This is a genomic window from Pseudomonas palleroniana (assembly GCF_022836895.1).
In the GTDB taxonomy this organism is placed as follows: domain Bacteria; phylum Pseudomonadota; class Gammaproteobacteria; order Pseudomonadales; family Pseudomonadaceae; genus Aquipseudomonas; species Aquipseudomonas palleroniana.
In genome coordinates this window covers 841,799-865,608 of record NZ_CP092411.1, presented here as the reverse complement: position 1 = coordinate 865,608, position 23,810 = coordinate 841,799, and the positions used below count along the sequence as shown (strand labels likewise).

Annotated in this window: 24 protein-coding genes and 1 pseudogene; 10 read left to right on the top strand and 15 right to left on the bottom strand. The window is 60.8% G+C overall.

Annotated features, from left to right (window positions below; all coding sequences use genetic code 11):
- Positions 1 to 15: 15 nt before the first annotated feature.
- Positions 16 to 2,295 (bottom strand): phosphoenolpyruvate--protein phosphotransferase, encoded by a 2,280-nt coding sequence (gene ptsP, locus MJP36_RS03775; protein WP_198763367.1) that lies wholly within the window; start codon positions 2,293 to 2,295, stop codon positions 16 to 18.
- A 22-nt stretch (positions 2,296 to 2,317) separates the two neighbouring features.
- Positions 2,318 to 2,797, bottom strand: coding sequence for an RNA pyrophosphohydrolase (locus tag MJP36_RS03770; RefSeq protein ID WP_003176750.1), 480 nt, complete (start codon positions 2,795 to 2,797; stop codon positions 2,318 to 2,320).
- 143 nt (positions 2,798 to 2,940) lie between these two features.
- On the opposite strand from MJP36_RS03770, the gene MJP36_RS03765 reads away from it, so the two are divergent.
- The gene (locus tag MJP36_RS03765) at positions 2,941 to 3,597 is read left to right on the top strand and encodes a histidinol-phosphatase (RefSeq protein WP_161548632.1); all 657 of its coding nucleotides are present in this window, start codon (positions 2,941 to 2,943) and stop codon (positions 3,595 to 3,597) included.
- Between the two features lie 102 nt (positions 3,598 to 3,699).
- On the opposite strand, the gene MJP36_RS03760 is transcribed toward MJP36_RS03765, so the two are convergent.
- Both MJP36_RS03760 and ilvA read right to left on the bottom strand, forming a co-directional pair.
- On the bottom strand, positions 3,700 to 4,113 hold the full coding sequence (locus tag MJP36_RS03760; RefSeq protein WP_090368149.1) for a DUF2269 family protein: 414 nt from the start codon (positions 4,111 to 4,113) through the stop codon (positions 3,700 to 3,702).
- 40 nt (positions 4,114 to 4,153) lie between these two features.
- Positions 4,154 to 5,668: a threonine ammonia-lyase, biosynthetic gene (gene ilvA, locus MJP36_RS03755; RefSeq protein ID WP_244384904.1), complete on the bottom strand. Its 1,515-nt coding sequence runs from the start codon at positions 5,666 to 5,668 to the stop codon at positions 4,154 to 4,156.
- A 138-nt stretch (positions 5,669 to 5,806) separates the two neighbouring features.
- Between ilvA and rpiA the strand changes: the two genes are divergently transcribed.
- Positions 5,807 to 6,478: a ribose-5-phosphate isomerase RpiA gene (gene rpiA / locus MJP36_RS03750; protein WP_060753514.1), complete on the top strand. Its 672-nt coding sequence runs from the start codon at positions 5,807 to 5,809 to the stop codon at positions 6,476 to 6,478.
- A gap of 174 nt (positions 6,479 to 6,652) precedes the next feature.
- On the opposite strand, the gene MJP36_RS03745 is transcribed toward rpiA, so the two are convergent.
- The 4 genes from MJP36_RS03745 to MJP36_RS03730 form a co-directional block, all read right to left on the bottom strand.
- Positions 6,653 to 7,567, bottom strand: coding sequence for an SdiA-regulated domain-containing protein (locus MJP36_RS03745; RefSeq protein ID WP_244384903.1), 915 nt, complete (start codon positions 7,565 to 7,567; stop codon positions 6,653 to 6,655).
- Between the two features lie 8 nt (positions 7,568 to 7,575).
- Positions 7,576 to 8,499, bottom strand: coding sequence for an SdiA-regulated domain-containing protein (locus tag MJP36_RS03740; RefSeq protein WP_244384902.1), 924 nt, complete (start codon positions 8,497 to 8,499; stop codon positions 7,576 to 7,578).
- A 184-nt stretch (positions 8,500 to 8,683) separates the two neighbouring features.
- Positions 8,684 to 9,349, bottom strand: coding sequence for a fumarylacetoacetate hydrolase family protein (locus MJP36_RS03735; RefSeq protein WP_090368141.1), 666 nt, complete (start codon positions 9,347 to 9,349; stop codon positions 8,684 to 8,686).
- A gap of 21 nt (positions 9,350 to 9,370) precedes the next feature.
- Complete coding sequence (locus tag MJP36_RS03730) at positions 9,371 to 10,765, bottom strand: FAD-binding oxidoreductase (RefSeq protein WP_244384901.1); 1,395 nt, start codon at positions 10,763 to 10,765, stop codon at positions 9,371 to 9,373.
- Between the two features lie 204 nt (positions 10,766 to 10,969).
- Here MJP36_RS03730 and serA point away from each other — a divergent pair, with 204 nt between their 5' ends.
- A complete protein-coding gene (gene serA, locus MJP36_RS03725) occupies positions 10,970 to 12,199 on the top strand; it encodes a phosphoglycerate dehydrogenase (RefSeq protein WP_060753519.1) in 1,230 nt (409 codons plus the stop codon).
- A gap of 67 nt (positions 12,200 to 12,266) precedes the next feature.
- Here serA and MJP36_RS03720 read toward each other — a convergent pair whose 3' ends face one another.
- The gene (locus tag MJP36_RS03720) at positions 12,267 to 12,722 is read right to left on the bottom strand and encodes a DUF4399 domain-containing protein (RefSeq protein ID WP_060753520.1); all 456 of its coding nucleotides are present in this window, start codon (positions 12,720 to 12,722) and stop codon (positions 12,267 to 12,269) included.
- 134 nt (positions 12,723 to 12,856) lie between these two features.
- Between MJP36_RS03720 and MJP36_RS03715 the strand changes: the two genes are divergently transcribed.
- Complete coding sequence (locus MJP36_RS03715; protein WP_060753521.1) at positions 12,857 to 13,381, top strand: transporter substrate-binding domain-containing protein; 525 nt, start codon at positions 12,857 to 12,859, stop codon at positions 13,379 to 13,381.
- Here the strand turns inward: MJP36_RS03715 and MJP36_RS03710 are convergent.
- Together MJP36_RS03710 and MJP36_RS03705 are read right to left on the bottom strand one after the other, a co-directional pair.
- Positions 13,317 to 13,814: a 2-thiouracil desulfurase family protein gene (locus MJP36_RS03710; protein WP_161548630.1), complete on the bottom strand. Its 498-nt coding sequence runs from the start codon at positions 13,812 to 13,814 to the stop codon at positions 13,317 to 13,319. The two genes, MJP36_RS03715 and MJP36_RS03710, sit on opposite strands and share 65 nt — an antisense overlap.
- A gap of 2 nt (positions 13,815 to 13,816) precedes the next feature.
- Entirely contained in the window at positions 13,817 to 14,449 is a 633-nt protein-coding gene (locus MJP36_RS03705; protein WP_161548629.1) for a 2OG-Fe(II) oxygenase, read from the bottom strand.
- 131 nt (positions 14,450 to 14,580) lie between these two features.
- Here MJP36_RS03705 and MJP36_RS03700 point away from each other — a divergent pair, with 131 nt between their 5' ends.
- Positions 14,581 to 15,333: a DUF2059 domain-containing protein gene (locus tag MJP36_RS03700; RefSeq protein ID WP_090368135.1), complete on the top strand. Its 753-nt coding sequence runs from the start codon at positions 14,581 to 14,583 to the stop codon at positions 15,331 to 15,333.
- A 104-nt stretch (positions 15,334 to 15,437) separates the two neighbouring features.
- Here MJP36_RS03700 and bipL read toward each other — a convergent pair whose 3' ends face one another.
- Complete coding sequence (gene bipL, locus MJP36_RS03695) at positions 15,438 to 16,379, bottom strand: phospholipase BipL (RefSeq protein WP_104994961.1); 942 nt, start codon at positions 16,377 to 16,379, stop codon at positions 15,438 to 15,440.
- A 99-nt stretch (positions 16,380 to 16,478) separates the two neighbouring features.
- Here bipL and MJP36_RS03690 point away from each other — a divergent pair, with 99 nt between their 5' ends.
- From MJP36_RS03690 to MJP36_RS03675, 4 genes are all read left to right on the top strand, one after another.
- Positions 16,479 to 17,057 (top strand): DUF6436 domain-containing protein, encoded by a 579-nt coding sequence (locus MJP36_RS03690; protein WP_060753526.1) that lies wholly within the window; start codon positions 16,479 to 16,481, stop codon positions 17,055 to 17,057.
- Positions 17,058 to 17,147: 90 nt separating this feature from the next.
- On the top strand, positions 17,148 to 17,504 hold the full coding sequence (locus MJP36_RS03685) for an EamA family transporter (protein ID WP_060753527.1): 357 nt from the start codon (positions 17,148 to 17,150) through the stop codon (positions 17,502 to 17,504).
- Positions 17,504 to 17,914 (top strand): DMT family transporter, encoded by a 411-nt coding sequence (locus MJP36_RS03680; RefSeq protein WP_060753528.1) that lies wholly within the window; start codon positions 17,504 to 17,506, stop codon positions 17,912 to 17,914. The genes MJP36_RS03685 and MJP36_RS03680 overlap by 1 nt, the downstream gene beginning before the upstream one ends.
- Complete coding sequence (locus MJP36_RS03675) at positions 17,914 to 19,134, top strand: DegT/DnrJ/EryC1/StrS family aminotransferase (RefSeq protein WP_244384900.1); 1,221 nt, start codon at positions 17,914 to 17,916, stop codon at positions 19,132 to 19,134. The genes MJP36_RS03680 and MJP36_RS03675 overlap by 1 nt, the downstream gene beginning before the upstream one ends.
- Here MJP36_RS03675 and MJP36_RS03670 read toward each other — a convergent pair.
- Both MJP36_RS03670 and MJP36_RS03665 read right to left on the bottom strand, forming a co-directional pair.
- Positions 19,112 to 19,990 carry a hypothetical protein gene (locus MJP36_RS03670; RefSeq protein WP_244384899.1) on the bottom strand — a complete coding sequence of 293 codons (879 nt, stop codon included), beginning with the start codon at positions 19,988 to 19,990 and terminating at the stop codon, positions 19,112 to 19,114. The genes MJP36_RS03675 and MJP36_RS03670 overlap by 23 nt on opposite strands.
- Entirely contained in the window at positions 19,987 to 21,093 is a 1,107-nt protein-coding gene (locus MJP36_RS03665; RefSeq protein ID WP_244384898.1) for a GNAT family N-acetyltransferase, read from the bottom strand. The genes MJP36_RS03670 and MJP36_RS03665 overlap by 4 nt, the downstream gene beginning before the upstream one ends.
- Before the next feature lie 158 nt (positions 21,094 to 21,251).
- On the opposite strand from MJP36_RS03665, the gene MJP36_RS03660 reads away from it, so the two are divergent.
- A complete protein-coding gene (locus MJP36_RS03660; RefSeq protein WP_244384897.1) occupies positions 21,252 to 23,606 on the top strand; it encodes a penicillin acylase family protein in 2,355 nt (784 codons plus the stop codon).
- A gap of 57 nt (positions 23,607 to 23,663) precedes the next feature.
- Here the strand turns inward: MJP36_RS03660 and MJP36_RS03655 are convergent.
- Positions 23,664 to 23,810 (bottom strand): annotated as a pseudogene (locus MJP36_RS03655) (helix-turn-helix domain-containing protein); the annotation flags it as partial.

The window sequence follows — 23,810 nt, the reverse complement described above, 5'->3', positions numbered from 1 at the left end:
GATGTGCACCAAGCTTTAGAGAGTTTTGGCGGAGGCCGGGTTGATCATCCGCGTCAGCCCCAGGTTCTTCAGCGCCAGTTGCAGCGAGCTGTGGATAACTTGCGGGTTGTCAATGGTCATCAACTCGGCCAGCAGGTCCTTGGCCATGTTCAGTTCGACCTGGCGCAGCATCCACTTCACCTTCGGCAAGTTGGTGGCGTTCATCGACAAGCTGTCAAAGCCCATCGCCATCAGCAGCACCGCCGCCGCCGGGTCGCCGGCCATTTCGCCACAGATGCTCACCGGCTTGCCTTCGGCATGGGCTTCACGCACCACATGTTGCAGGGCTTGCAGCACGGCCGGGTGCAGGTAGTCGTAAAGGTCGGCCACCCGTGGGTTGTTGCGGTCCACGGCCAGCAGGTATTGGGTGAGGTCGTTGGAACCCACCGACAGGAAGTCCACCTGTCGCGCCAACTCCTTGGCCTGGTACACCGCAGCCGGAATTTCGATCATCACGCCAATCGGCGGCATCGGCACGTCGGCACCTTCGTCGCGGACTTCGCCCCAGGCGCGATGGATCAGGTGTAGCGCCTCTTCCAGCTCATGGGTACCGGAAATCATCGGCAGCAGGATGCGCAGGTTGTTCAAGCCCTCGCTGGCCTTGAGCATGGCGCGGGTCTGCACGAGGAAAATCTCAGGGTGGTCGAGCGTCACGCGAATGCCGCGCCAGCCGAGGAAAGGGTTGTCTTCCTTGATCGGGAAATAAGACAGTGACTTGTCGCCGCCGATATCCAGGCTACGCATGGTCACCGGCAGCGGATGGAAGGCTTGCAGTTGCTCGCGATAGATCGCCAACTGCTCCTTCTCGCTCGGGAACCGCTGGTTGATCATGAACGGCACTTCGGTACGGTACAGGCCGACCCCTTCGGCGCCACGCTGTTGCGCGCGGGCCACATCAGCCAGCAACCCGGTATTCACCAGCAGCGGTACGCGGTGGCCATCAGTGGTCACGCACGGCAGTTCGCGCAATGAGTCCAGGCCCAGCGCCAGTTGTTTCTCTTCCTGCACCACTTCGGTGTACTGCTTGCGCAGCACTTCGCTGGGGTTGGTGTAGACCTCGCCGCGATGACCATCGACGATCATGTCGATGCCATCGACCTTGGAATACGGCAGGTCCACCAGGCCCATCACCGTCGGGATGCCCATGGCCCGGGCCAGGATTGCGACGTGGGAGTTGCCAGAGCCGAGTACCGAGACCAGGCCCACCAGTTTTCCCTCAGGCACTTCGCCGAGCATGGTGGCGGTCAGTTCTTCACTGACGAGGATGGTGTTATCGGGATAAACCAGGTTGTTGGTGCGATCTTCCTGCAGGTAAGCCAGCAGGCGACGACCCAGGTCGCGCACATCCGAGGCGCGCTCCCGCAGGTAGGCGTCGTCCATCAGTTCAAAACGGTTGACGTGATCGGTAACCACCTGGCGCAACGCGCCCTGCGCCCACTGGCCGGTCTTGATCACGTTCTTGACTTCGCTGCCCAGGGACGCGTCGTCAAGCATCATCTGGTACACATCGAACAACGCCCGTTCTTCGGGGCGTAGCTGGGTCGCCAGCTTGGTCGACAGGTTGCGCATGTCGGCGCGCACGCCTTCCAGTGCGGTCTTGAACAGTTTGATTTCTGCGTCGATGTCATCGACGGTCTTGTCCGGCACCACGTCGAGGTCGGCTGGCGGCAGCATGACCACCGCCGTCCCCACCGCTGCACCCGGCGAGCCCGGAACACCGACGAACTTGGCTTCCTGGATGCCCTTGCCCTGGCGGCCCAGGCCGCGAATCGAACCCGTCGCCTCGGCGTGAGCAATAACCCCGGCAAGCTGTGCGCTCATGGTCACGAGGAAGGCTTCTTCACCCTCGTCGAACTGGCGGCGCTCTTTCTGCTGGATGACCAACACGCCGACGACGCGGCGGTGGTGAATGATCGGGGCGCCGAGGAACGAGGCGTAGCGCTCTTCGCCGGTTTCGGCAAAGTAGCGATAACGCGGGTGATCGGCCGCGTTTTCAAGGTTCAGGGGTTCTTCACGCGTCCCCACCAGGCCAACCAGACCTTCATTGGGCGCCATGCTGACCTTGCCAATGGAGCGCTTGTTCAAGCCCTCGGTGGCCATCAGCACAAAACGGTTGGTCTCTGGGTCCAGCAGGTAAACCGAGCAGACCTGGCTGCCCATGGCTTCCTTGACGCGCAACACAATAATCCCCAACGCCGCCTTGAGATCCTTGGCGGAGTTAACTTCCTGGACGATCTTGCGCAGCGTATTGAGCATGGCTCGGGGTCGAACTCCGTCGTCAGTCGCGCGCTAAAAGGCGCGGGGCAAGCTCTTTAAGAGCGCGACGATAAACCTCGCGCTTGAATGTCACCACCTGGCCCAACGGGTACCAATAGCTGACCCAACGCCAGCCATCGAACTCCGGTTTACCGGTCAAATCCATCCGCACCCGCTGCTCATTGGAGATCAGGCGCAGGAGAAACCATTTCTGTTTCTGGCCGATGCACAGCGGTTGGCTGTGAGTACGCACCAGGCGTTGCGGCAAACGATAGCGCAACCAGCCACGGGTGCAGGCCAGAATTTGCACATCTTCGCGCTCAAGGCCGACTTCTTCATTCAACTCACGGTACAAGGCGTCTTCAGGGGTTTCGTCGGGGTTGATCCCACCTTGAGGAAACTGCCAGGCATCTTGGTTGATTCGGCGAGCCCATAGCACCTGTCCGGCATCATTCGTAAGAATAATCCCGACATTAGGACGGAAACCATCGGGGTCGATCACGGCAACAACCTCGCAAACGCATGTCGCCGCATTGTTCCACAAAGGTTGATGAAGCGGCAACGAGGCTTCTTACCTTATGTGCACTCTTGTGAAAAGACCGTATTCTGGACGCCTTTTTACAGACTTTTCAGCGAGTAACTGCAATGCGCCTGGCTTTATTCGACTTGGACAACACCCTTCTCGGCGGTGACAGCGATCACGCGTGGGGCGATTACCTGTGCGCCCGTGGGATTCTCGACCCGGTGGCCTACAAGGCCCGCAACGACGCGTTCTACCAGGACTACCTGGCCGGCAAGCTGGACAATGCCGCCTACTTGAACTTCAGCCTGGAAATCCTCGGCCGTACCGAAATGGCCCAGTTGGAGCAGTGGCACCAAGACTTTATGCGCGACTGCATCGACCCGCTAATGCTGCCGCTGGCTGAGGAACTGCTGGCCAAACACCGCGCCGCCGGCGACAAGCTGGTGATCATCACCGCCACCAACCGTTTCGTCACCGCGCCGATTGCCGCACGCCTGGGCGTTGAAACCCTGATCGCCACCGAGTGCGAGATCGACAATGGCCGCTACACCGGGCGCAGCACCGACGTGCCGTGCTTTCGTGAAGGCAAGGTGACGCGCTTGAACCGTTGGCTGGAAGAAACCGGATATAGCCTGCAAGACAGCTACTTCTACAGCGACTCGATGAATGATTTGCCGCTGCTGGAGCAAGTGACCCATCCGGTGGCGGTGGACCCGGACCCGAATCTTCGTGCCGAGGCCGAGAAGCGCGGCTGGCCAGTAATCACACTCCGCAGCTGAGAATGCTATCGGGGGCAAGCCCCCTCCCACATTTGGACCGTGTTCACAAATCAAGGGTGGGAGGGGGCTTGCTCCCGATGCAGGCAGCTCGGTCTAAAAGCCCTAAATGGGTTTGGCGCCCATCAGCCCGGCAATCGCCACAAACCCCACCAGGCTGATCACCGCCAGCACCAGGGTGAAATTCAGGCTGCCGCCCTCGCCTTTGCGCAGACGATTAAGCCGCGCCACCAGCCAGAACCAGGCCAGCGCCGCCACGGTATAGAGGATGCTGGAGCCCAGAATCCAGGTCTGCCCCAACGGCCAGCCGATCAGGTGCACCAGCCACCAGCCGCTGAACGGCATGCTCACCAGGCAAATCCCCATCAGCAGCCAGACAAACGCCCACGGGCGTTGCACGGTCACCGCCGGGCCGGCGCTGCGCTTGCGCCAGGCCAATACCGCCAACCCGAGGCCGCTGAGCAGCAGCAACACGGTAGCGGTGATGTGGATAACCTTGAGAGTGGTCAGCGTTTCCATGGTCTCGATTCCTTAAAGGCCGCTCTGTCAGCGTAGTCGCTCAACCGAGGAACAGTTGGTAGGCCGGGTTTTCGCTTTCATCCCAGTACGGATAACCGATCTCAGCCAACGCCGCAGGCACCAGGTGGCGCTCATCCGCCGGCACTTGCAGGCCGGCGACCACGCGGCCGTCAGCCGCGCCGTGGTTGCGGTAGTGGAACATCGAGATATTCCAGCGCCCGCCCAGCTTGTTGAGAAAGTTGAACAACGCTCCCGGACGCTCCGGGAACTCGAAGCGAAACACCAGCTCATCGCTGACTTTGGCGGCGTGCCCGCCGACCATGTGGCGTATGTGCAACTTGGCCAGTTCGTTTTCAGTCAGGTCCAGCACCGGGAAACCCTGCTCGGTGAGGCTGGCGATCAACGCGCTGCGCGGGTCGTTGTCCGGGTGGGTCTGCACACCGACGAAGATGTGCGCCTCGCTGCCGGAATGGTAGCGGTAGTTGAATTCGGTGATCTGGCGCTTGCCCACGGCTTCGCAGAACGCCTTGAAGCTGCCCGGTTGCTCGGGAATGGTCACGGCGATGATGGCTTCGCGGCCTTCACCCAGTTCGGCGCGCTCGGCCACATGGCGCAGGCGGTCGAAGTTGACGTTGGCGCCGGAGTCGATGGCCACCAGGGTCTGCCCGCTGACACCTCGGGTTTCCACATATTTCTTGATGCCCGCCACGCCCAATGCGCCCGCCGGCTCGATAATGGAGCGAGTGTCGTCGTAGATATCCTTGATCGCCGCGCAGATTTCATCGGTGCTGACGGTGATCACTTCATCCACATAGTCTTTGCAGATATCGAAGGTGTGCTGGCCGATCTGCGCCACCGCCACGCCATCGGCAAAGATGCCGACGGTTGGCAGCACCACGCGCTCCCCTGCGGCCATGGCCGCCTGCAGGCAGTTTGAATCGTCCGGCTCGACGCCGATGATCTTGATTTCGGGGCGCAGGTATTTCACGTACGCCGCGATACCCGCGATCAACCCGCCGCCGCCCACCGGGACGAAAATCGCATCCAAAGGCCCCGGGTGCTGGCGCAGGATCTCCATCGCCACGGTGCCCTGCCCGGCAATGGTGTGGGGATCATCATAGGGGTGAATGTAGACGTAGCCTTTTTCGTCGACCAGCTTGAGCGAATAAGCCAGGGCTTCCGGGAAGGAGTCACCATGCAGCACCACCTTGCCGCCACGGGAGCGCACGCCTTCGACCTTGATCTCCGGGGTGGTCTTGGGCATCACGATGGTGGCCTTGACCCCCAACACCTTGGCCGCCAGCGCCAGGCCCTGGGCGTGGTTGCCGGCAGACGCGGTGACTACGCCACGCGCACGTTCCTCGGCCGATAGCTGGGTCAGCTTGTTGTAGGCGCCGCGAATCTTGAACGAGAACACCGGCTGCAAGTCTTCACGCTTGAGCCAGACCTTGTTGCCCAACCGCTCGGAGAGCTGGCGGGCGGTCTGCAAGGGGGTTTCTACGGCAACGTCGTAAACGCGCGAGGTGAGAATTTTTTTGACGTAGTGTTCAAGCATCGGCGGGTATCTACTTCGCGAATTGGGCAGGGTCAAGGAGTCTAACCCAGCGTTTGGCCGGGCGACCACACGAATACCGAGGTTTTGTTGGGTTATACTCGCGCCCCTCGATAACTCCCCGCCCGTTCCGGAGCCCGCATGACCCAGGATCAACTCAAACAGGCAGTGGCCCAGGCCGCCGTCGATTTAATCCTTCCTAAACTCGACGATAAAAGCATCGTCGGTGTCGGCACCGGCTCCACTGCCAACTGCTTCATCGACGCGCTGGCCCTGCACAAGGGCGCGTTCGACGGCGCCGTCGCCAGCTCCGAAGCCACCGCCGCACGCCTCAAGGGCCATGGCATTCCGGTGTACGAGCTCAACACCGTGAGCGACCTGGAGTTTTATGTCGACGGCGCCGATGAAAGCGACGCACACCTGAACCTGATCAAGGGCGGCGGCGCAGCCCTGACCCGCGAGAAGATCGTCGCGGCCGTGGCCAAGACCTTTATCTGCATCGCCGACGCCAGCAAGCTGGTACCGGTACTCGGCGCGTTCCCGCTGCCGGTGGAAGTGATTCCGATGGCGCGCAGCCACGTGGCTCGCGAGCTGGTGAAGCTGGGCGGCGACCCGGTGTACCGTGAAGGTGTGTTGACCGACAACGGCAATATCATCCTCGACGTGTTCAACCTGCAGATCACCAACCCGGTGGAGCTTGAGACTCAGATCAACGCCATCGTCGGCGTAGTCACCAACGGCCTGTTCGCTGCGCGCCCGGCGGACGTGCTGCTGCTGGGCACTGCCGAAGGCGTCCAGACCCTCAAGGCCTGACAACACCGCAACTCCAATGTGGGAGGGGGCTTGCTCCCGATAGCGGTGGGTCAGTCGATAAACTGCTGACTGGCACACCCTCATCGGGAGCAAGCCCCCTCCCACAAGTTATTCATCGTCCGTTCTATCACTTAACTAACTGGCATTAGGGCTTGCCCCCTCCCACATGGAGTGTCAGAAGTTAGGTTTTTTGAACACGTAGAACAGGTTCGGCTCGCTGACCAGGTACAACGTACCTGTGTCATCCATGGCGATCCCTTCGGCCTGCGGCACCCGCTTTGTCAGGTCATGGCGCCCGCTGAGCAATGACAGACTGCTCAGCGGGCGACCGTCGATATCCAGCTCCAACACCAGGAACGACTCATCCGACAGCGCCAGCAGATGGCCGCTGCGCTCGTCGTATTGCAGGCTCGACAGGTCGCGCACAAACATCCCCGCATCACGCTTGGGGTTGTTGATCACGTGTACCGAGTAGGTTTTTTCCGGTTGACAATGGGGAAAGCCGCGCACCTCGTAGATCAGCATCGGGTCGCGCTCTTTGGCCACGAACAGGCGCTTGCCCACCGAATCGTAGGCCAGCCCTTCAAACCCTTTGTTACTGCCGCTGTGCACGCCCAACGTCATCTGCTCCGCATCGGCGGCGTCGAGAAACTGGGTGTCGTCGTTCACATGTACTTTGATCAGCCGCTGTTGGCGCTCATCGCTGATCACGTAGATGTTGTCGCTGATGAACTCCACGGCCTCGGCATCGCCAAATCCGATCAGCGGGATACGCCGCACAATCACGCCGTCCAGGGACAGTTCGATCAACTCGGGGTTTTTATTGGTCACCGTGAACAGGCTTTTACGCACCGGATCATAGGTGAGCGCCGAGACATCATCATCGAGCCCTTCGATGACCTTGGCCTCAAGGGTGACGCGGTAATCGGCCAGGCCAATGGAGCGCTCGTCAGCCGGATGACGCCACGTCTGGAGGTTGAACCAGGCCCGCTCTAACAAGCGAAAGTGCTGCGCGACCAGCCCGGTACAAACCAGGCCGGCCAGCAAGAGCAAGAACAACGCGGGTCTGGGACGGGCAAGTCGACGCATCAGGGAGTCTATTTCTGCTTTTCGAAGCGATAGAACAGGTTCGGCTCACTGACGATATACACCGTACCGTCCTCATCCATCGTGACACCTTCCGCACGCGGGATGGTGTGCTTGAGGCCGTTGAAACCACCGAGCAGGGTCATGAAGCTGACTTGCTTGCCCTTTTCATCCAACTCCAGGAGCAGGTGGGAGTCCGCCGACAGCACCAGCATGTGGCCGGTACGCGGGTCAATCGCCAGGGCGGACAGGTTGCGCATGTCCAACTCGGTGCTGGCAAGCTTTTGCTTGTCGCCCGTCAAGGTGGTGCCATCGGTTTTCCAGGTAAACAGCGCCGGTGGGCGCTCTTCGCCGAGTACGATCTGCTGGTTGCGCTTGTCCCAGGTGACACCCTCAAAGGCTTTGTTCTGATCCTTGGACGGCCCCAGGTCATAGCTGGTGAAATCTGCTTTGTTCAGCTGGGTGGTGGCGGCATCGACCTTGACGACGGTGAGGCTGTGGTCGCGTTCGTCAACCACCGCCATCAGGCCATTTTCCATCACCGTCACGCCTTCCGGGTTGCTCCAGCCATTGAGCGGCATCTTGCGCAGCACATCGCCCTGCAGGCTTAACTCGACGAGGAAGGCGTTCTTGCCCATGACCGAGAACAGGGTTTTGGTCTGCGGATTGTAGGAGACATCCGAAGCCTCATCCTTTTCCATGCCGGGCAGCAACTTGGCGTCAATCACCGCGTGATAGTCAGGCAGCCATACGCTGGCCTGACGCTCGAACGGCGTCTCGAAGCGTTCGGCAACCCACAACACGCCCCGATCATCCCAATGCATCGCCCAGGCGACGCCATAGGTGATCGTGCCAGCCAAAAACAGCCAGGAATACCAGCGCAGGGCAAAGCGTGAGCGAAGCTTGGGTTTCGACGAGGGGAGACACACGGCCATTGAGCGCTTTCCAGAAAGACAGCTATAGGAGATAGCACAGGATCAGAAAACCCGCGCGCAGGAGGCTACGGATTATCCGGATGGCGTGTGAAAAAAATGCAAAACCTTTACTGCAGCGGCGAGTGAGAGGCCGGATGTGTCGCCAAGAAGCGAGCTCGCTCCTTGGCGGCACATCCGCAGGCAATCAGCGAACGCTGCTTTCGAACTGGCTCACGCCCGGCAACTCCAGCACCAACTCATCACCCACGTTCAGTGGCCCCACGCCGGCCGGGGTGCCGGTGAGGATCACGTCGCCGGCCTGCAGCGAGAAACAGCCGGCCATGTGCTGGATCATCGGAATGATCGGGTTGAGCATCTGCGAACTGTTGCCGTCCTGACGCACTTCACCGTTGATGGTCAGGCGAATACCGATATCGGTCACGTCCGGGAAGGTGCTGCCGACCACGAATGGTGCAATCACCGCCGCGCCGTCAAAGGACTTGGCGATTTCCCACGGCAGGCCCTTGGCTTTCAGCTCGGCTTGCTTGTCGCGCAAGGTCAGGTCCAGGGCCGGGGCGAAGCCGGAGATCGCGTCGAGCACTTCTTCGCGGCTGGGCTTGTTCGACAGCGGTTTGCCGATCAGCACCGCGATCTCCGCTTCGTAATGCACCGAACCGCGTTCGGTCGGAATGCTGAAACCGCCTTCCAGCGGCACCACGCAGCTGCCCGGCTTGATGAACAGCAACGGCTCGGTCGGCACCGGGTTATCCAGCTCCTTGGCGTGTTCAGCGTAGTTGCGCCCAATACACACCACTTTACCCAGCGGAAAGTGGATGTTGGTGCCGTCGACATACTTGTGCTGATAGCTCATGAAACGACTCCTTCGGGGCGGTTAAACAGCGAAGATCTTGCCAGGGTTCATGATCCCGTTCGGGTCGAACACCGCCTTCACTGCTTTCATGTATTCGATCTCAACCGGCGAGCGGCTGTAAGTCAGGTAATCACGCTTGGTCATGCCCACGCCGTGCTCGGCGGAGATCGAGCCGTTGTATTTCTGGACGGTTTCGAACACCCACTTGTTCACGGTAGCGCACTTGGCAAAGAACTCATCCTTGCTCAGGTTTTCCGGCTTGAGGATATTCAGGTGCAGGTTGCCGTCGCCGATGTGGCCAAACCAGACAATTTCGAAATCCGGATAATGTTCGCCGACGATTGCGTCAATTTCCTGCAGGAACGCCGGTACTTTGGAGACAGTGACCGAAATATCGTTTTTGTACGGCGTCCAGTGGGAAATGGTTTCGGAGATGTACTCGCGCAGTTTCCACAGGTTGTGCAGCTGGGTTTCGCTCTGGCTCATCACGCCGTCCAGCACCCAGCCCTGCTCGACGCAGTGCTCGAAGGTTTCCAGGGCGTGGTTGGCGACTTCTTCGGTCGTCGCTTCGAATTCCAGCAGTGCGTAGAACGGGCACTCGGTTTCGAACGGCGCCGGCACGTCGCCACGCCCCAGGACTTTGGCCAGGGCCTTGTCGGAGAAGAACTCGAACGCAGTCAGGTCCAGCTTGCTCTGGAACGCATGCAATACCGGCATGATCGAGTCGAAATCGGTGGTACCCAGCACCATCGCGGTGAGGTTCTTCGGCGCACGGTCCAGGCGCATGGTGGCTTCAACCACGAAGCCCAGGGTGCCTTCAGCGCCGATAAACAGTTGACGCATGTCGTAGCCGGTGGCGTTCTTGATCAGGTCGCGGTTCAGTTCCAGCACATCACCCTTGCCGGTGACTACTTTCATGCCGGCGACCCAATTGCGGGTCATGCCGTAGCGAATCACCTTGATCCCGCCGGCATTGGTGCCGATATTGCCGCCAATCTGGCTGGAACCGGACGAAGCGAAGTCCACCGGATAGTACAGGCCATGTTCTTCGGCAGCGTTCTGCAACTGCTTGGTGACCACGCCCGGCTGGCACACGGCGGTACGGTCGGTGAGGTTCACGTCGAGGATCTGGTTCATATAGTCGAACGACACCACCACTTCGCCATTTGCCGCCACCGCTGCCGCCGACAGGCCGGTACGACCGCCGGACGGCACCAGCGCCACCTTGTGCGTGTTGGCCCAGCGGACGATGGCTTGCACCTGCTCGATGGTCTTGGGGAAGACGATGGCGGTAGGCGCAGGTGCGAAGTGCTTGGTCCAATCCTTGCCGTAAGCCTCCAGGGAGTCTGCATCGGTCAGCACTTTGCCGGGCTCAACCAGGGTCTTCAGCTCATCAATCAGGGCAAGATGGGTCATCGACAGAACTCTCGAACAATTCATGGTCATCCTGAGAACGCTTCACGTCGCAGGAATGAGTGTTAGCGGGGCGCGTATGCTAGCATACCGCCCCCGCAGGACAGAGCCCAAGGGCGTTTCTGCGGTGACGGCTTTCCTGCCGTCCGGGTCAGCTTGCGCTGCTCGACTCCCTGCCATTTTTCTCCGGGATACAGGTTTACGCAGATGAGCAAGACTTCTCTCGATAAGAGCAAGATCAAGTTCCTTCTTCTGGAAGGCGTCCACCCATCGGCTGTCGACGTTCTGAAAGCCGCCGGGTACACCAGCATTGAGTACATCACCAGTTCTCTGCCGGAAGCCCAGCTCAAGGAAAAGATCGCCGACGCGCACTTTATCGGCATTCGCTCCCGCACTCAGCTGACCGAAGAGATCTTCGATCACGCCAAGAAACTCGTGGCGGTCGGCTGTTTCTGCATCGGCACCAACCAGGTCGACCTCAACGCAGCGCGCGAGCGCGGCATCGCGGTGTTCAACGCACCGTACTCCAATACCCGTTCCGTGGCGGAACTGGTGCTGGCCGAGGCCATCCTGCTGTTGCGCGGTATTCCTGAGAAGAACGCATCCTGCCACCGTGGCGGCTGGATCAAGAGCGCGGCCAACTCCTTCGAAATCCGCGGCAAGAAGCTGGGTATCGTCGGTTACGGCTCGATCGGCACTCAGCTGTCGGTCCTGGCTGAAGGCTTGGGGATGCAGGTGTTCTTCTACGACACCCTGACCAAACTGCCGTTGGGCAATGCCACCCAAGTGGGCAGCCTGACCGAGTTGCTGGGCATGTCCGACATCGTGACCCTGCATGTTCCGGAAACCGCCGAAACCCAGTGGATGATCGGCGAGAAGGAAATCCGTGCGATCAAGAAAGGCGGCATCCTGATCAACGCCGCACGCGGCACCGTGGTCGAACTGGATGCCCTGGCTGCTGCGATCAAGGACAAGCACCTGATCGGCGCCGCCATCGATGTGTTCCCGGTAGAGCCTCGCTCCAACGATGACATCTTCGAAAGCCCGCTGCGCGGCCTGGACAACGTGATCCTGACCCCACACATCGGTGGTTCCACCGCTGAAGCCCAAGCCAACATCGGCCTGGAAGTGTCGGAGAAGCTGGTCAAGTACAGCGACAACGGTACATCCGTATCGTCGGTGAACTTCCCGGAAGTGGCCCTGCCGGCTCACCCTGGCAAGCACCGTCTGCTGCACATCCACCAGAACATCCCTGGCGTGCTGATGGAGATCAACAAGGTCTTCGCAGAGAACGGCATCAACATCTCCGGTCAGTTCCTGCAGACCAACGAGAAGGTCGGTTACGTGGTGATCGACGTCGACGCCGAGTACTCGGACCTGGCGCAAGAGAAGTTGCAGCACATCAAGGGCACGATTCGTAGCCGCGTTCTGTTCTAAGAACCCGCGCCTACCAATAAAAATGGGAGACCCGCAGGGGTCTCCCATTTTTTTGTCTGAACAAATCTTACTTGACGTTAACCGTGATCACTTTCGAGGCTACAGTCGGGTTGAACTGCATATGCAGTTTGTCGCCGGCCACCAATTGCAAGGTGTGCTTGCCTGGGGTGAGGGTCAACTCGGTCTCGGTCTGGGCCTTGCCGTAGTGGATCACGGTGTCGGTGGCCGGGATCGGTACGCTGGCGTCAGGCAGCTCTTTCTGGTCAACCAGCAGATGGTGGTGGCCGGTGCCCGGGGTCTGGTCAGTGGCCGGCGCGAGCTTCAAGCCTTCCATGCCGAATTTGACGGTAAAGGTTTTATCCACAGTGGCGCCATCTTTGGGCGACACGATAAACACTTTGGCACCTTCAGGTGGCGCGCTACGCGGGATGCCATCGGCGGCGGTGGCCAACATCGAGGCACCCAGCAACAGGCTGGCAATCGTTGCACGGGCGGATGTTGCTCGGACTGATAGGGCTTTCATTCGCTTCTCCAGTTTCTGCAGGAAATCTGTTGGGTTATGACAACTTCGCGACAAATTGCTGTCCAAGGCACTCAACACAATAGCAAAGCGATGCTGGACGGTGCCTCGTACAGCTCAATTCCTTAGGAGCGACCATGCGCTTTTCGCCTGGCCTTGTACTTTTACTGCCTCTTTTGAGCCCCTTGGCTCATGCCGAACTGATCGACGATGTGTTTGATCGCGGCGAACTGCGCATCGCAGTGCAAGCCAACACCCCGCCATTCAACTTCAAGGACGACAATAAGCTAACCGGCTTTGAAGTGGAGTTGGGTGAAGAATTGGCCAAGGAACTGGACGTGCGCCCCTCCTTTATCACCACCGATGACAGCGACCTGCTACCAGGCGTTGAAACCGGCAAATATGACGTGGCCATCAACCATATCGCTATGACTGCGCAGTTGCAGGATCGGTTCGATTTCAGCGAGGCTTACCTGGAAAAGCCGGAGCTGGCGATTCCGTTTCAGAAGGGCAACCCGGCGTTCAAGACCAGCCTGGACAGGGCGCTGCAGCAGATCAAGGCCGATGGCCGCTTGAAAGCGCTCTCGCATAAGTGGTTCAAGGACCAACCGCCTGCAATTGCGCCAATGCCTGAGCCGCTTCAGGCAACTCCTGCTCACTGAACACCAACACCCCATGGCGCTTGAGCAGCGCCGCAGTCACGCCCTCGCCGCTCACCTTGACGGCACTGAAGGTGCCGTCATAGATCAGCCGGTTGCCACAGGATGGGCTGTTGGCCTTGAGGATGGCAATGCGGATACCGTGGCGCTGCGCCAATGCCAACGCCTGGCGGGCGCCCTCGACGAAGGCGCCGCTGAAGTCTTCGCCCTCGGCGGTCAGCACTCGGGCACGCCCATCCCATACATCGATGCCCTGCCCACCCGCAATCTCGGCGGGTGGGCGTGGCGTCGGCAAGCCACCCGCCACCTCCGGGCAGATCGCGACCACACGCCCCTCGGCCTGCCACTGCGTCAATAGGTCGAACGTGCCACTGGCGCCACCGTCGTAGCGCACCTTGTGCCCAAGCAGGCAACGGCTGACGAGAATTTTTTCCATGTTTAAAACGGCTCGTTGCCCCGTCGACGAAACCAGCCGGTCAAGGACAAGCGCTCACGCGTGGCGGGCAGCACTTCGTGAGGGACTTCACCCGAGAGGAACACTACCAGGCAACCGCCGGTGGGCTGCACATCGTATTCCACGCCATCCTTGAGGTACATGCGCAGCTGGCCGCCATGCTCAGGCAACCAGGCGTCGTTCAAATAGACCACTGCCGACACCGTGCGCCGGTCATCATCGCGAAAACGGTCCAGATGCTTGAGATAAAACGCACCCGGCGGGTACATCGCGAAGTGGCTTTCGAAGTCTTCAAGGCCCAGGAACAGATGGCGGTTCATGGCCAGCCGCAGGCTGTCCATCAACCCCATGTAGGTCTCGCACACCGGCGCGTCGCCCTCTTCCAGCCACTGGATATGGTCACCGCGAATCCCCTCGCGGATTTCCTGGGCCGGCCCGCGCCCGACAGCGGCAGGCGCCAGCTCACCTTCGGCCGCACGTTTACGGCACTCGGCCGCCAGCTCCAGGGTCAGAGCCTGGGGCAGGAAGCCATTTTGCTGCGACCAGCCTTTTTCGGCCAGGTCGTCGACGATACGTTGCAGCAGCGGGTGATCGAGGGATATTTGCATGGCGCGCATAGTATCCATACGCCTGTGAATTCGACAGAGCCGCCGAGCGTCTGAATACACTTTAGTCAGGTGACTGATAGGACTTCTCGACAAATCCTACGCCTGACACGGACAATAGTGGCCGACTGACAGGAGTCCCTATGCGTCGTTTGTTTTTTTCCGTGCTGATGTTCTGCGTTTTGCCCGCCTGGGCAGACAGCCATGACCAGTTGTACAAGGTCGCCGGCTGGGCCGAACAACGTGCGCACTTCAATGACGCCCTCAGTGCCGCCCAACAACGCTACCGCAATAGCCTGCCGCCGGCGGTGTACCAGGCGCTGGTGGACAACAGCAACAAACGCTTTGCCGCCCAGGCCATGGACCAGCGCGCCGAAGCGCAATTGCGCCAGCACCTGGCAGACCCGAAGCCCGCGCTGGCGTTTTTTCAGTCGCCCCTGGGCCGCAAGATTGTCGACGCCGAACTGCTCGCCACCCGCCGCGACCAGTTGGCGAAAAACGCCCAGGGCTTGCCGCACATGGAAGCCGATGCAACCCGCAGCCTGATCATCGGCCACCTGGCCCAGGCCCTGCCGGCGCGCGAAGCTGGCGCGGAAGTCAGCCTGGCGATTGCCGGTGTCGCGGCTGACAGTTTGAGCCAGATGATTCCCGGCCTGCTGGGCGGCGGCCAGGCCCAGGGCATGTTGAATGGGCAGCGCGAGCGCCTGATGCGGCAGATCGGCAATGACCTGAACAACACGCTGTTGTACGTCTATCGGAACCTGTCCGACCCGGAGCTGGAAGAGTTCGCGACATTTGCCGAGTCGCCGGAGGGTAAGGCGTATTACCAGGCTGCCCTTGCCGCCATTCGCGCAGGGCTTGCAGTCGGGCAAAGCACCTCCAGCCTGTCGCAATAACCCATGTGGGAGGGGGCTTGCTCCCGATGGTGGTGGTTCAGCTGCACATTAGGTGACTGATATACCGCTATCGGGAGCAAGCCCCCTCCCACTGTTGGATTGTGCTACTTCAGATGCTCCGTGAGGAAACTGAAGTATTGCCGGCGGATCTCTGGAATTTCATTGGCCAGATGATGCCTTCCACGCGGCAGCATCAACACCTCAGGCTGATCGAACTTGCCCCGCAGCACCTGCAAGTTGTGCTGCCAGTCCACCGTCATATCCTCCTCGCCTTGCACGATCACTGGCCGCCGTGGGCTGCGCGGAGCGGCTTCGATGCGCTTGATCCAGCTCGCCAACGCGCCGACCCACGCCGTGGGCAGTTGGCGGGGTTGCAACGGGTCGGCTTCCAGGAACGGTTTGAAATCCGGATCATGGGTGTTCTCGCTGAACCGGCGGGCGATGCCTTTTACAAACGGGCGCAGCAGGTAATAGCTGACCTGCGACCAGCCCCAGGCGCGCGGCCGCACCAAGGGCGACAGCAGGAAGGTCTTGCCTTGGGCCGGGCTGTCGACGCCCTGGTTGAGCAAGTGGTCGACCACCACTGCACCGCCGGTGCTTTGCCCGAACAGGTGCCAGGGTTGCGGCAGTTGCAGGGTTTGAGCCTGGGCGAACAGCGCCTGCACCACCGCCTGGTACACCGCAAAATCATCGATGCTGGCACGGGCGCCACTGGACAAGCCATGGCCCGGCAAATCGCAGGCGATCACCACAAACCCCTGGTCCAGCGCCCAATCCACAACGTGGCGGTACAGTCCCATATGGTCGTAGAAGCCATGGAACATGAACATCGTCGCCACCGGCTGTGCCGGCCACCACACCTGCGCCACCACTTGGAAGCCTTGCACCTCGAAGCGCCCCAGGCGACTCACCGCCGGCACTTTGCGCGCAGGCAGGTCCAGCCCGTAGAAACGCTGGTAGACCCGGGCCTCCACAGAAAGCGGCTGCGCATCCACCAGGGGCCGCAAGCTTTCGCGTAGATGATCGGGGTCAAAAGTGACGGGCATAAAGGCTTCCAGACTGAGGGTGAAGATGAATATCGACCTGCGATATTCATCTGTCAGAGCAAGCATGGCAAGCTACGCGACCTCCGAGGATAGATCCGAATGCGACAGCACCTGCGCACTGCCCTGTTCGCCAGCCTGATTCTGGCCATTTGCACCGGTGTGCTGTGGACGGCCTATGACTGGTTCCAGGGCCGCTACCTGCGCGCCTTCAGCGAACACACGGCGGTGTTCTCCGGCGACACTCTGCGCCTGCCCGCCGAACTCGCGGGCCCGGGGCCGATCCGCCTGGTGCACTTCTGGGACCCGGCGTGCCCGTGCAACGTGGGCAACCAGCAGCATCTGGGCGAGCTGATCGAGCAGTACGCGCCTCAGGGCGTGGAGTTTTATGCCCTGCAAAAGGCCGGCAGCCACGGTCAACTGCCCGACAACCTGAACAGGATGAAAACGCTTGCCGCCCTGCCCGGCGCCGATCAGGTGCCGGCGACACCTGCCGTGGGTATCTGGGACCGCACGGGCAAGCTCGCGTATTTCGGCCCCTACAGTGAAGGGCTGACCTGTAATTCCAGTAACAGCTTTATCGAACCGATCTTGAAAGCCCTCGAGGCCGGGCGCGAAGTTGACGCCACCCACACCCTGGCAGTGGGCTGCTATTGCCAGTGGAACAAGACATCAAACTGAACACAGGCTGTTCGACCGGCAAACTCCAGTCACCCCGGCGACAGGCTACTGTATCGTACGTTTTCGGCAGGATTGTAAGCATAGGAACACATGAGCCAATTAACCATTATCCTCTGGATACTCAACGTCATCGTCGATACATCCGGCCAGTTGGCGTTCAAGGCAGCGGCTTCAGCCAGCGCCGAGCATGACGGCCTGGCCCACTGGAAACACATGCTCAAGCGGCCGTGGATCTGGATTGGCGTTCTCTGCTATGTCTTCGAATTCGTGTTGTGGCTGGCGTTCCTGACATTGGTGCCGTTGTCGGTCGGCGTGATGCTGGGCTCCATCAACATTGTGGTGATCATGATTGCCGGTCGCTTCCTGTTCAAGGAAAGCCTGAGCAAATGGCGGTTGATCGGCATCATGCTGATCGCCTGTGGCGTGACCGTCGTGGGGTTTGAATAATGAAACGCTTTTATATCCTGGGTTTTCTCGCGCTGATCATTTTCGACACCTTGGCGCAGGTCAGTTTCAAGTTCGCCTCGGTGCATGCAGAACCCCTGACGATGGACACCGCCTGGCTGATACGCGTATTTGGCGCCCCATGGATCTACGGCGCCTTCGTGGGTTATATCGGCGCTTTCTTCACGTGGATGACCTTGCTCAAATACGCCCCGGTGGGCCCGGCTTTTGCGGCCTCTCACCTGGAACTGATCAGCGTCACGCTGATTTCCGTGTGGCTGTTCGATGACAGCCTGACCCTGCCGAAAATCATCGGCGGCGCGTTGATCATTGCCGGCATTCTGTGCCTGGCACGCAGTGAAGACGAAGCCGGAAAAGTCATCGGTGCCGGTCGCTCCGAGACGCTTGCCTGATGATGCCTCGCGAGATTCCGCCCACCGCAGGGCTGCCCCTGCGCTGGCGGGACCTGCTCGGCCTCTCGGGCGACCTGGCCCCTGCCCTGGCCCGTCAACTGTCGATTCCGCTGCCGGCGCTGGCGTGCTCCGGGACCGCCGCACTGGTGATCGCCCTACGGGTTTTGCAACAGCGCATGCCGGGCCGCACCCGGCTCATCGTGCCGGCCTATACCTGCCCGCTGGTCGCCTTGGCCGCCCATTACTGCCCACCGTTGCAGGTGGTGCCCTGTGATTTGCAGCCCGACAGCATTGACCTGGACGAACAGCACCTGGCGCAGTTGTGCGACGAAACTACCCTGGCGGTGGTGGTCACCCATCTGGCCGGACGCGTGGCTGATGTCGACACCGCCAAGCGCATTGCCGGCGCCATCGGCGCAGCGGTCATCGAAGATGCCGCGCAAGCCATGGGCGCGCTGGACGATGGGCAGAGCGTCGGGCTCAAAGGCGACGTGGGCTTTTTCAGCATGGCGCTGGGTAAAGGCCTGACGACGGCAGAAGGCGGAGTGTTGTTCAGCCGTGACCCGGTGTTGCATCAAGCGCTGCATCGCCAATCTCGCCAGGACCTGCCCTTCAGCCTGCGCTGGGAGTTGCAGCGCAGCGCCGAGCTGTGGGGATACGCCCTGCTTTATCGGCCGTACGGCTTGTATTACGTGTATGGCAAGGCCTTGCGCACGGCGCTGGCGCAAGGCGATGAAGTCGCCGCCGTGGGTGATGATTTTTCGGTCAACGACATTCCGCTGCATGCCCTGGGTGGCTATCGCCGCAGGGTCGGCGCGGCGGCGCTGGCTCGCTTGCCCGATCACCTGCAACAAGGGCGCACTCGCGCGTTGCGCCGCGCCGCACGCTTGAATGCCTTGCCCGGTGTCTCGGTCATCCTGGACCGACCCGGGCAGCAAGGCACCTGGCCTTTTCTGATGGTGGTGATGCCCTCGGCACAGGCCCGGGATACGGCGATGGCGCAGCTCTGGACCGCGGGGCTGGGCGTGACGCGCCTGTTCATTCACACCTTGCCGGATTACCCCGACGTGGCCCCCTTGCTGGTGCCTGGCAGCCCGCTCCCCCAGGCCCAAGCTTTCGCCCGCCGCACCCTGTCGATCAGCAACAGCCATTGGCTGACCGACGAACACTTCGAACAGGTCCTCGCCCAGCTGAAGGTTATCGTTTCCAACCCTGATTGATGCGTGCGACCAAGCGACCATTCAACGCGTTCTGCTGTTGCTGCCAGATCTGCACCTGCGCCTCAGGCAGTTCTTCCTGACCATCGGATGCACTCAACCAGCGCTTGAACTTGCTTTCATAGTGGTAGGCCGATACGTCACCCGTGACGTCCGCGCCAATGATCTGGCCTTGGCAGGCGTCGATCAGGTCATTCAAATGCTGCTCCAGAAACTCACCCTGGTCCCAGTTGGTGTTCACCACCTGGGGGCTCAGCACATCTTTGTCGATGGACAGATAAACCGGCAGCGAACGATCAAGCTGCGCCAGGAACGTACGCATCAACTCATCCGGATGGCCGAACGCACGATTGCTCGATCCGGCGCCGATCCAGTTCATCCAGCGCGTATCGACGTTGACGTTCCAGTAGGTCAGCTTGCGCTTGAGCAGTGGCGACCAGTGATTCTCCCAGGCGTGGCCCAAGGCAATGTCCTGCGAACCGATCCCCAGCACATGCACATGCTCGACCTGAGGCAGACGGCTGGCCCAATACACCCACGAACCGCAGTGGATGCCGAACGGGTAGCGCATGTTGTCGGGGTGGTTGTCGCAGATGATCAGTTGGTACTTCTGCTGCGCGGGCAGGCGGTTCAACAGGAGCTGGCTGAGATGGTGATAGTCGCCGCTGCCGGTAAACACGCAACCGTAATCGCTGGGCATCTGCGCGTGCAGGGCGGTTTCCAGTTCCTTGAACTGGGCCCAACGGCAGCCGAAGCGGATTTTCTCCTGCCAGGCTTGCAACGGTAAGGTGATCGCGCCAGCAATGTCGCTGACGGCACCATCGAAATCGAGAATCAGCGGTGCTCGGTCCAGGCTCATGCGGTGTGCTCCTGGTGCCATTGGTTGTCGCTTTCAAAATGATGACGCAAGCGGTTGCCCAGCTTGCGCAACAACGGGTTGCGCACCCATACCAAGTGGCGCGTGAAGGTGAAGTCGGCACCGAGGTTGGCCTTGACCTGCGGGTCGGTCCAGCCCGCCACATAAAACTTCAGTCCGTTCGCCACCGCGTACTCCAGGTTCACGAACCAGCTGACGAAGTACAGGTTGAACTCCAGCGCCTGCGGGTAATTGAGCCCGATGTACTTGTCGAGCAGCTTGTCGCCCTCCACGTAGCACAGGTTGTAGCCGATCAGTTCGTCGCAGTGCCAGTAGCAGAACACGCGCCCGTCAGTACCGGCGTCCCTGAGCAAGCCGGTGAAAAACTCCGGCGTGAGCAGGTCAAAATGGATCTCGCTCTGGTCGTACACCGCCTTGTACAAACCGTACAACTGCATCAGCCAGGCATCATCGTTGAAGCGCTCATCGCCGGTGTCGAGGATTTCCACGCGCAACGCTTCGCGGCTGCGCAGTTTGCGTCGGATATTGCGCCGACGGCTGTGGGACAAGCGCCCAAGGTATTCGTCGATGGTGGTGAAGTTGATCGGAACATAAGCCAGTGCCTGGCCCTCGAGGCTGATGAAACCACGCCGCGTGCACTCATCGATCAAGGCTTGCGCGTAGCGGTTGTCGGCCTCGCTGAGCAGCGGGGAATCCTGAGGCACGTCTTTGACGATGGTGAGTTTGCACTGCGGGACGCATTCCTCTTGCAGCCACTGCGCAAGCTCCTGGGGCGATACACCCTGGGGGAACGGCGCATATTCACTGACCGTGGTGCCCACAAAGCAGCTGTCGATACGCAACCATGAATGCCACAAGGCATAGCCTGGCCAGCCGCGCACACGCTTCACGAAGTCCTCGTCGGCAGTGGTCAACAGGTCGAATGGCGTGAAGAAGTACGGCAACCCTTGGTCAGACAGCCGGGCGTCAAAGCCTGCCGGCGGATGCTGCAAAAAGCGGCTGATCAGCGATTGCGCTTCCAGGCTGCAGGCGTAGGTCACGCCTGAAGGGCTGGGAACTGGCTTGGGTTGCGTGGCGCAGGTCATGAAAAAAGGCTCAAGGACGACGGGCGCAATAGTAGCTCATCGGCAGCGCTGGCCGCTTGAACCTTGGCTGTCACAACGGCGCATCAGCATTTCCCTCAGTCGCCAACAAACCGATTAGACTCCGTTGACCTTCCAGGTGACTGACTCAAGGACCGTCCATGAAACGCAGCCTGACCGTGCTCGCCCTACTGATTACCGCCCTCCTGGCCGGCGCCGGCTGGTATGTCTACAGCAAGCAACCCACGCGTCAGGGCACGGTCATGCTCAACCATCTGCAAGGCTCCGTCACGGTGCGTTACGACGACCGTGGCGTGCCGCACATTCGCGCCGAGAACGAGGCCGACCTGTATCGCGCCCTGGGCTATGTGCATGCCCAGGACCGCCTGTTCCAGATGGAGATCATGCGGCGCCTGGCCCGTGGCGAGCTGGCCGAGGTGCTCGGCCCCAAGTTGCTGGAAACCGACAAACTGTTCCGCAGCCTGCGTATTCGTGAACGGGCCTTGAGCTACGTGGAACACATCGACCACGACTCGAACGCCTGGAAGGCCCTGCAAGCCTATCTGGACGGGATCAACCAATATCAGGACAGCCACGCCAGCCCCATGGAGTTCGATGTGCTGGGCATCACCAAGCGACCCTTTACACCCGAAGACACCATCAGCGTCGCCGGGTACATGGCCTACAGTTTTGCCGTCGCGTTTCGTACCGAACCTGTGCTGACTTATGTACGCGACCAGCTGGGTAGCGATTACCTGAAAGTCTTCGACCTGGACTGGCAACCCAAGGGCGCGCTCAACCTGGCCGCCGGCGACTGGAAAAGCCTCGGCGCCCTCGCCGCTCTGAGTGACAGGGCCTTGGCCGATAACGGCCTGCCGCAGTTCGAGGGCAGCAACGCCTGGGCCATCAGCGGCAGCCGCACCCAAAGCGGCAAACCGTTGCTGGCAGGTGACCCGCATATCCGCTTCTCGGTGCCATCGGTGTGGTACGAGGCGCAACTGTCGGCGCCGGGCTTTGAGCTGTACGGCTACCACAACGCGCTGGTGCCGGTGGCGTTCCTGGGGCACAACCTGGATTTCGGCTGGAGCCTGACCATGTTCCAGAACGACGATCTCGACCTGATCGCCGAAAAGGTCAACCCGGATAACCCCAACCAGATCTGGTACCACGGCCAATGGACCGACCTGACCAGCAGCGAACAGCAGATTGCCGTCAAAGGCCAGGAGCCGGTCATCCTGACGCTGCGCAGCTCGCCCCACGGTCCGATCATCAATGATGTACTCGGCGAAAATGCCGGCAAGACGCCGATTGCCATGTGGTGGGCGTTCCTCGACACCGAAAACCCGATCCTCGAAGGCTTCTACGAACTCAACCGTGCCGACACCCTGGCCAAGGCCCGTGCGGCAGCCGCCAAGGTTTCGGCCCCCGGGCTGAATATCGTGTGGGCAAATGCCATGGGCGATATCGGTTGGTGGGCCGCGGCGCAATTGCCGATCCGCCCGGCTGGGGTCAACCCGGCATTCATCCTCGACGGTAGCACCGCCCAGGCTGACAAGCCGGGCTTCTACCCGTTCAGCGCCAACCCTCAGGAAGAGAATCCGGCGCGCGGCTATGTGGTGTCGGCCAATGCCCAGCCGGCCTCACCCACCGGCATGGAAATCCCCGGCTATTACAACCTGGCCGACCGTGGGCAACAGTTGAATACACAGTTGAGCGACAACAGCGTGAAGTGGGACGTGAACAACAGCCAGGCCTTGCAGCTGGGCACCACCACCGCCTACGGCCCACGGTTGCTGGCGCCGTTGCTGCCGGTGTTGCGTGACGTCGTCAAGGATCCGGCCCAGTTGAAACTGGTGGAACAGCTTGCAAACTGGAAGGGCGACTATCCGCTGGGCTCCACCAGCGCCACGCTGTTCAACCAGTTCCTGTTCAACCTCACCGACGCCACCTTCCACCCGAAGCTGGGCGACGCCCTGTTCAAGACCCTGCTCACCACCCGGATGATCGACGCCGCATTGCCCCGCCTGGCCGCTTCAGCGGATTCGCCGTGGTGGAACGGCACGCGTGCCGACACCGTCAAGCTCGCCTGGGACAATAGCCTGGCGCACCTCAAGGCCACGCTCGGCGATGACCCCGGCCAGTGGCAGTGGGGTAAAGCGCACACCTTGACCCACGGGCACCCGCTGGGCATGCAGAAGCCCTTGGACAAGCTTTTCAACGTCGGCCCATTCCCCGCCCCCGGTACCCACGAGGTACCCAACAACCAATCGGCGATGATCGGCCCCGCGCCCTGGCCGGTGACCTATGGCCCGTCGACCCGCCGCCTGATCGACTTCGCCGATCCGGCCCACGCCCTGACCATCAACCCGGTGGGGCAAAGCGGCGTGCCGTTTGATCGACACTATAGTGATCAGGCGCAAACCTACATCGAGGGTGGGTATGAACAGGCACATTTCAGTGATGAGGAAGTCATGGCCAATACCCGTGGCACCCTGAAACTATTGCCCGCCCGATAACTCGATCAATGTGGGAGCAAGCCCCCTCCCACACTTGGATCTGCGTTCTATCAGCGACTACTGTGCCCGCATCCGCCCTGGCGCTTCGCCGTAGGTTTCCTTGGATTTCTTGCTGAACGCCGCCTGGAACTGGTAGCCCACTTGCGCGGCGATATCCATCAGGCTCAGGCGCGACTGGCGCAGCAGGTTGAACGCCAGCTCCAT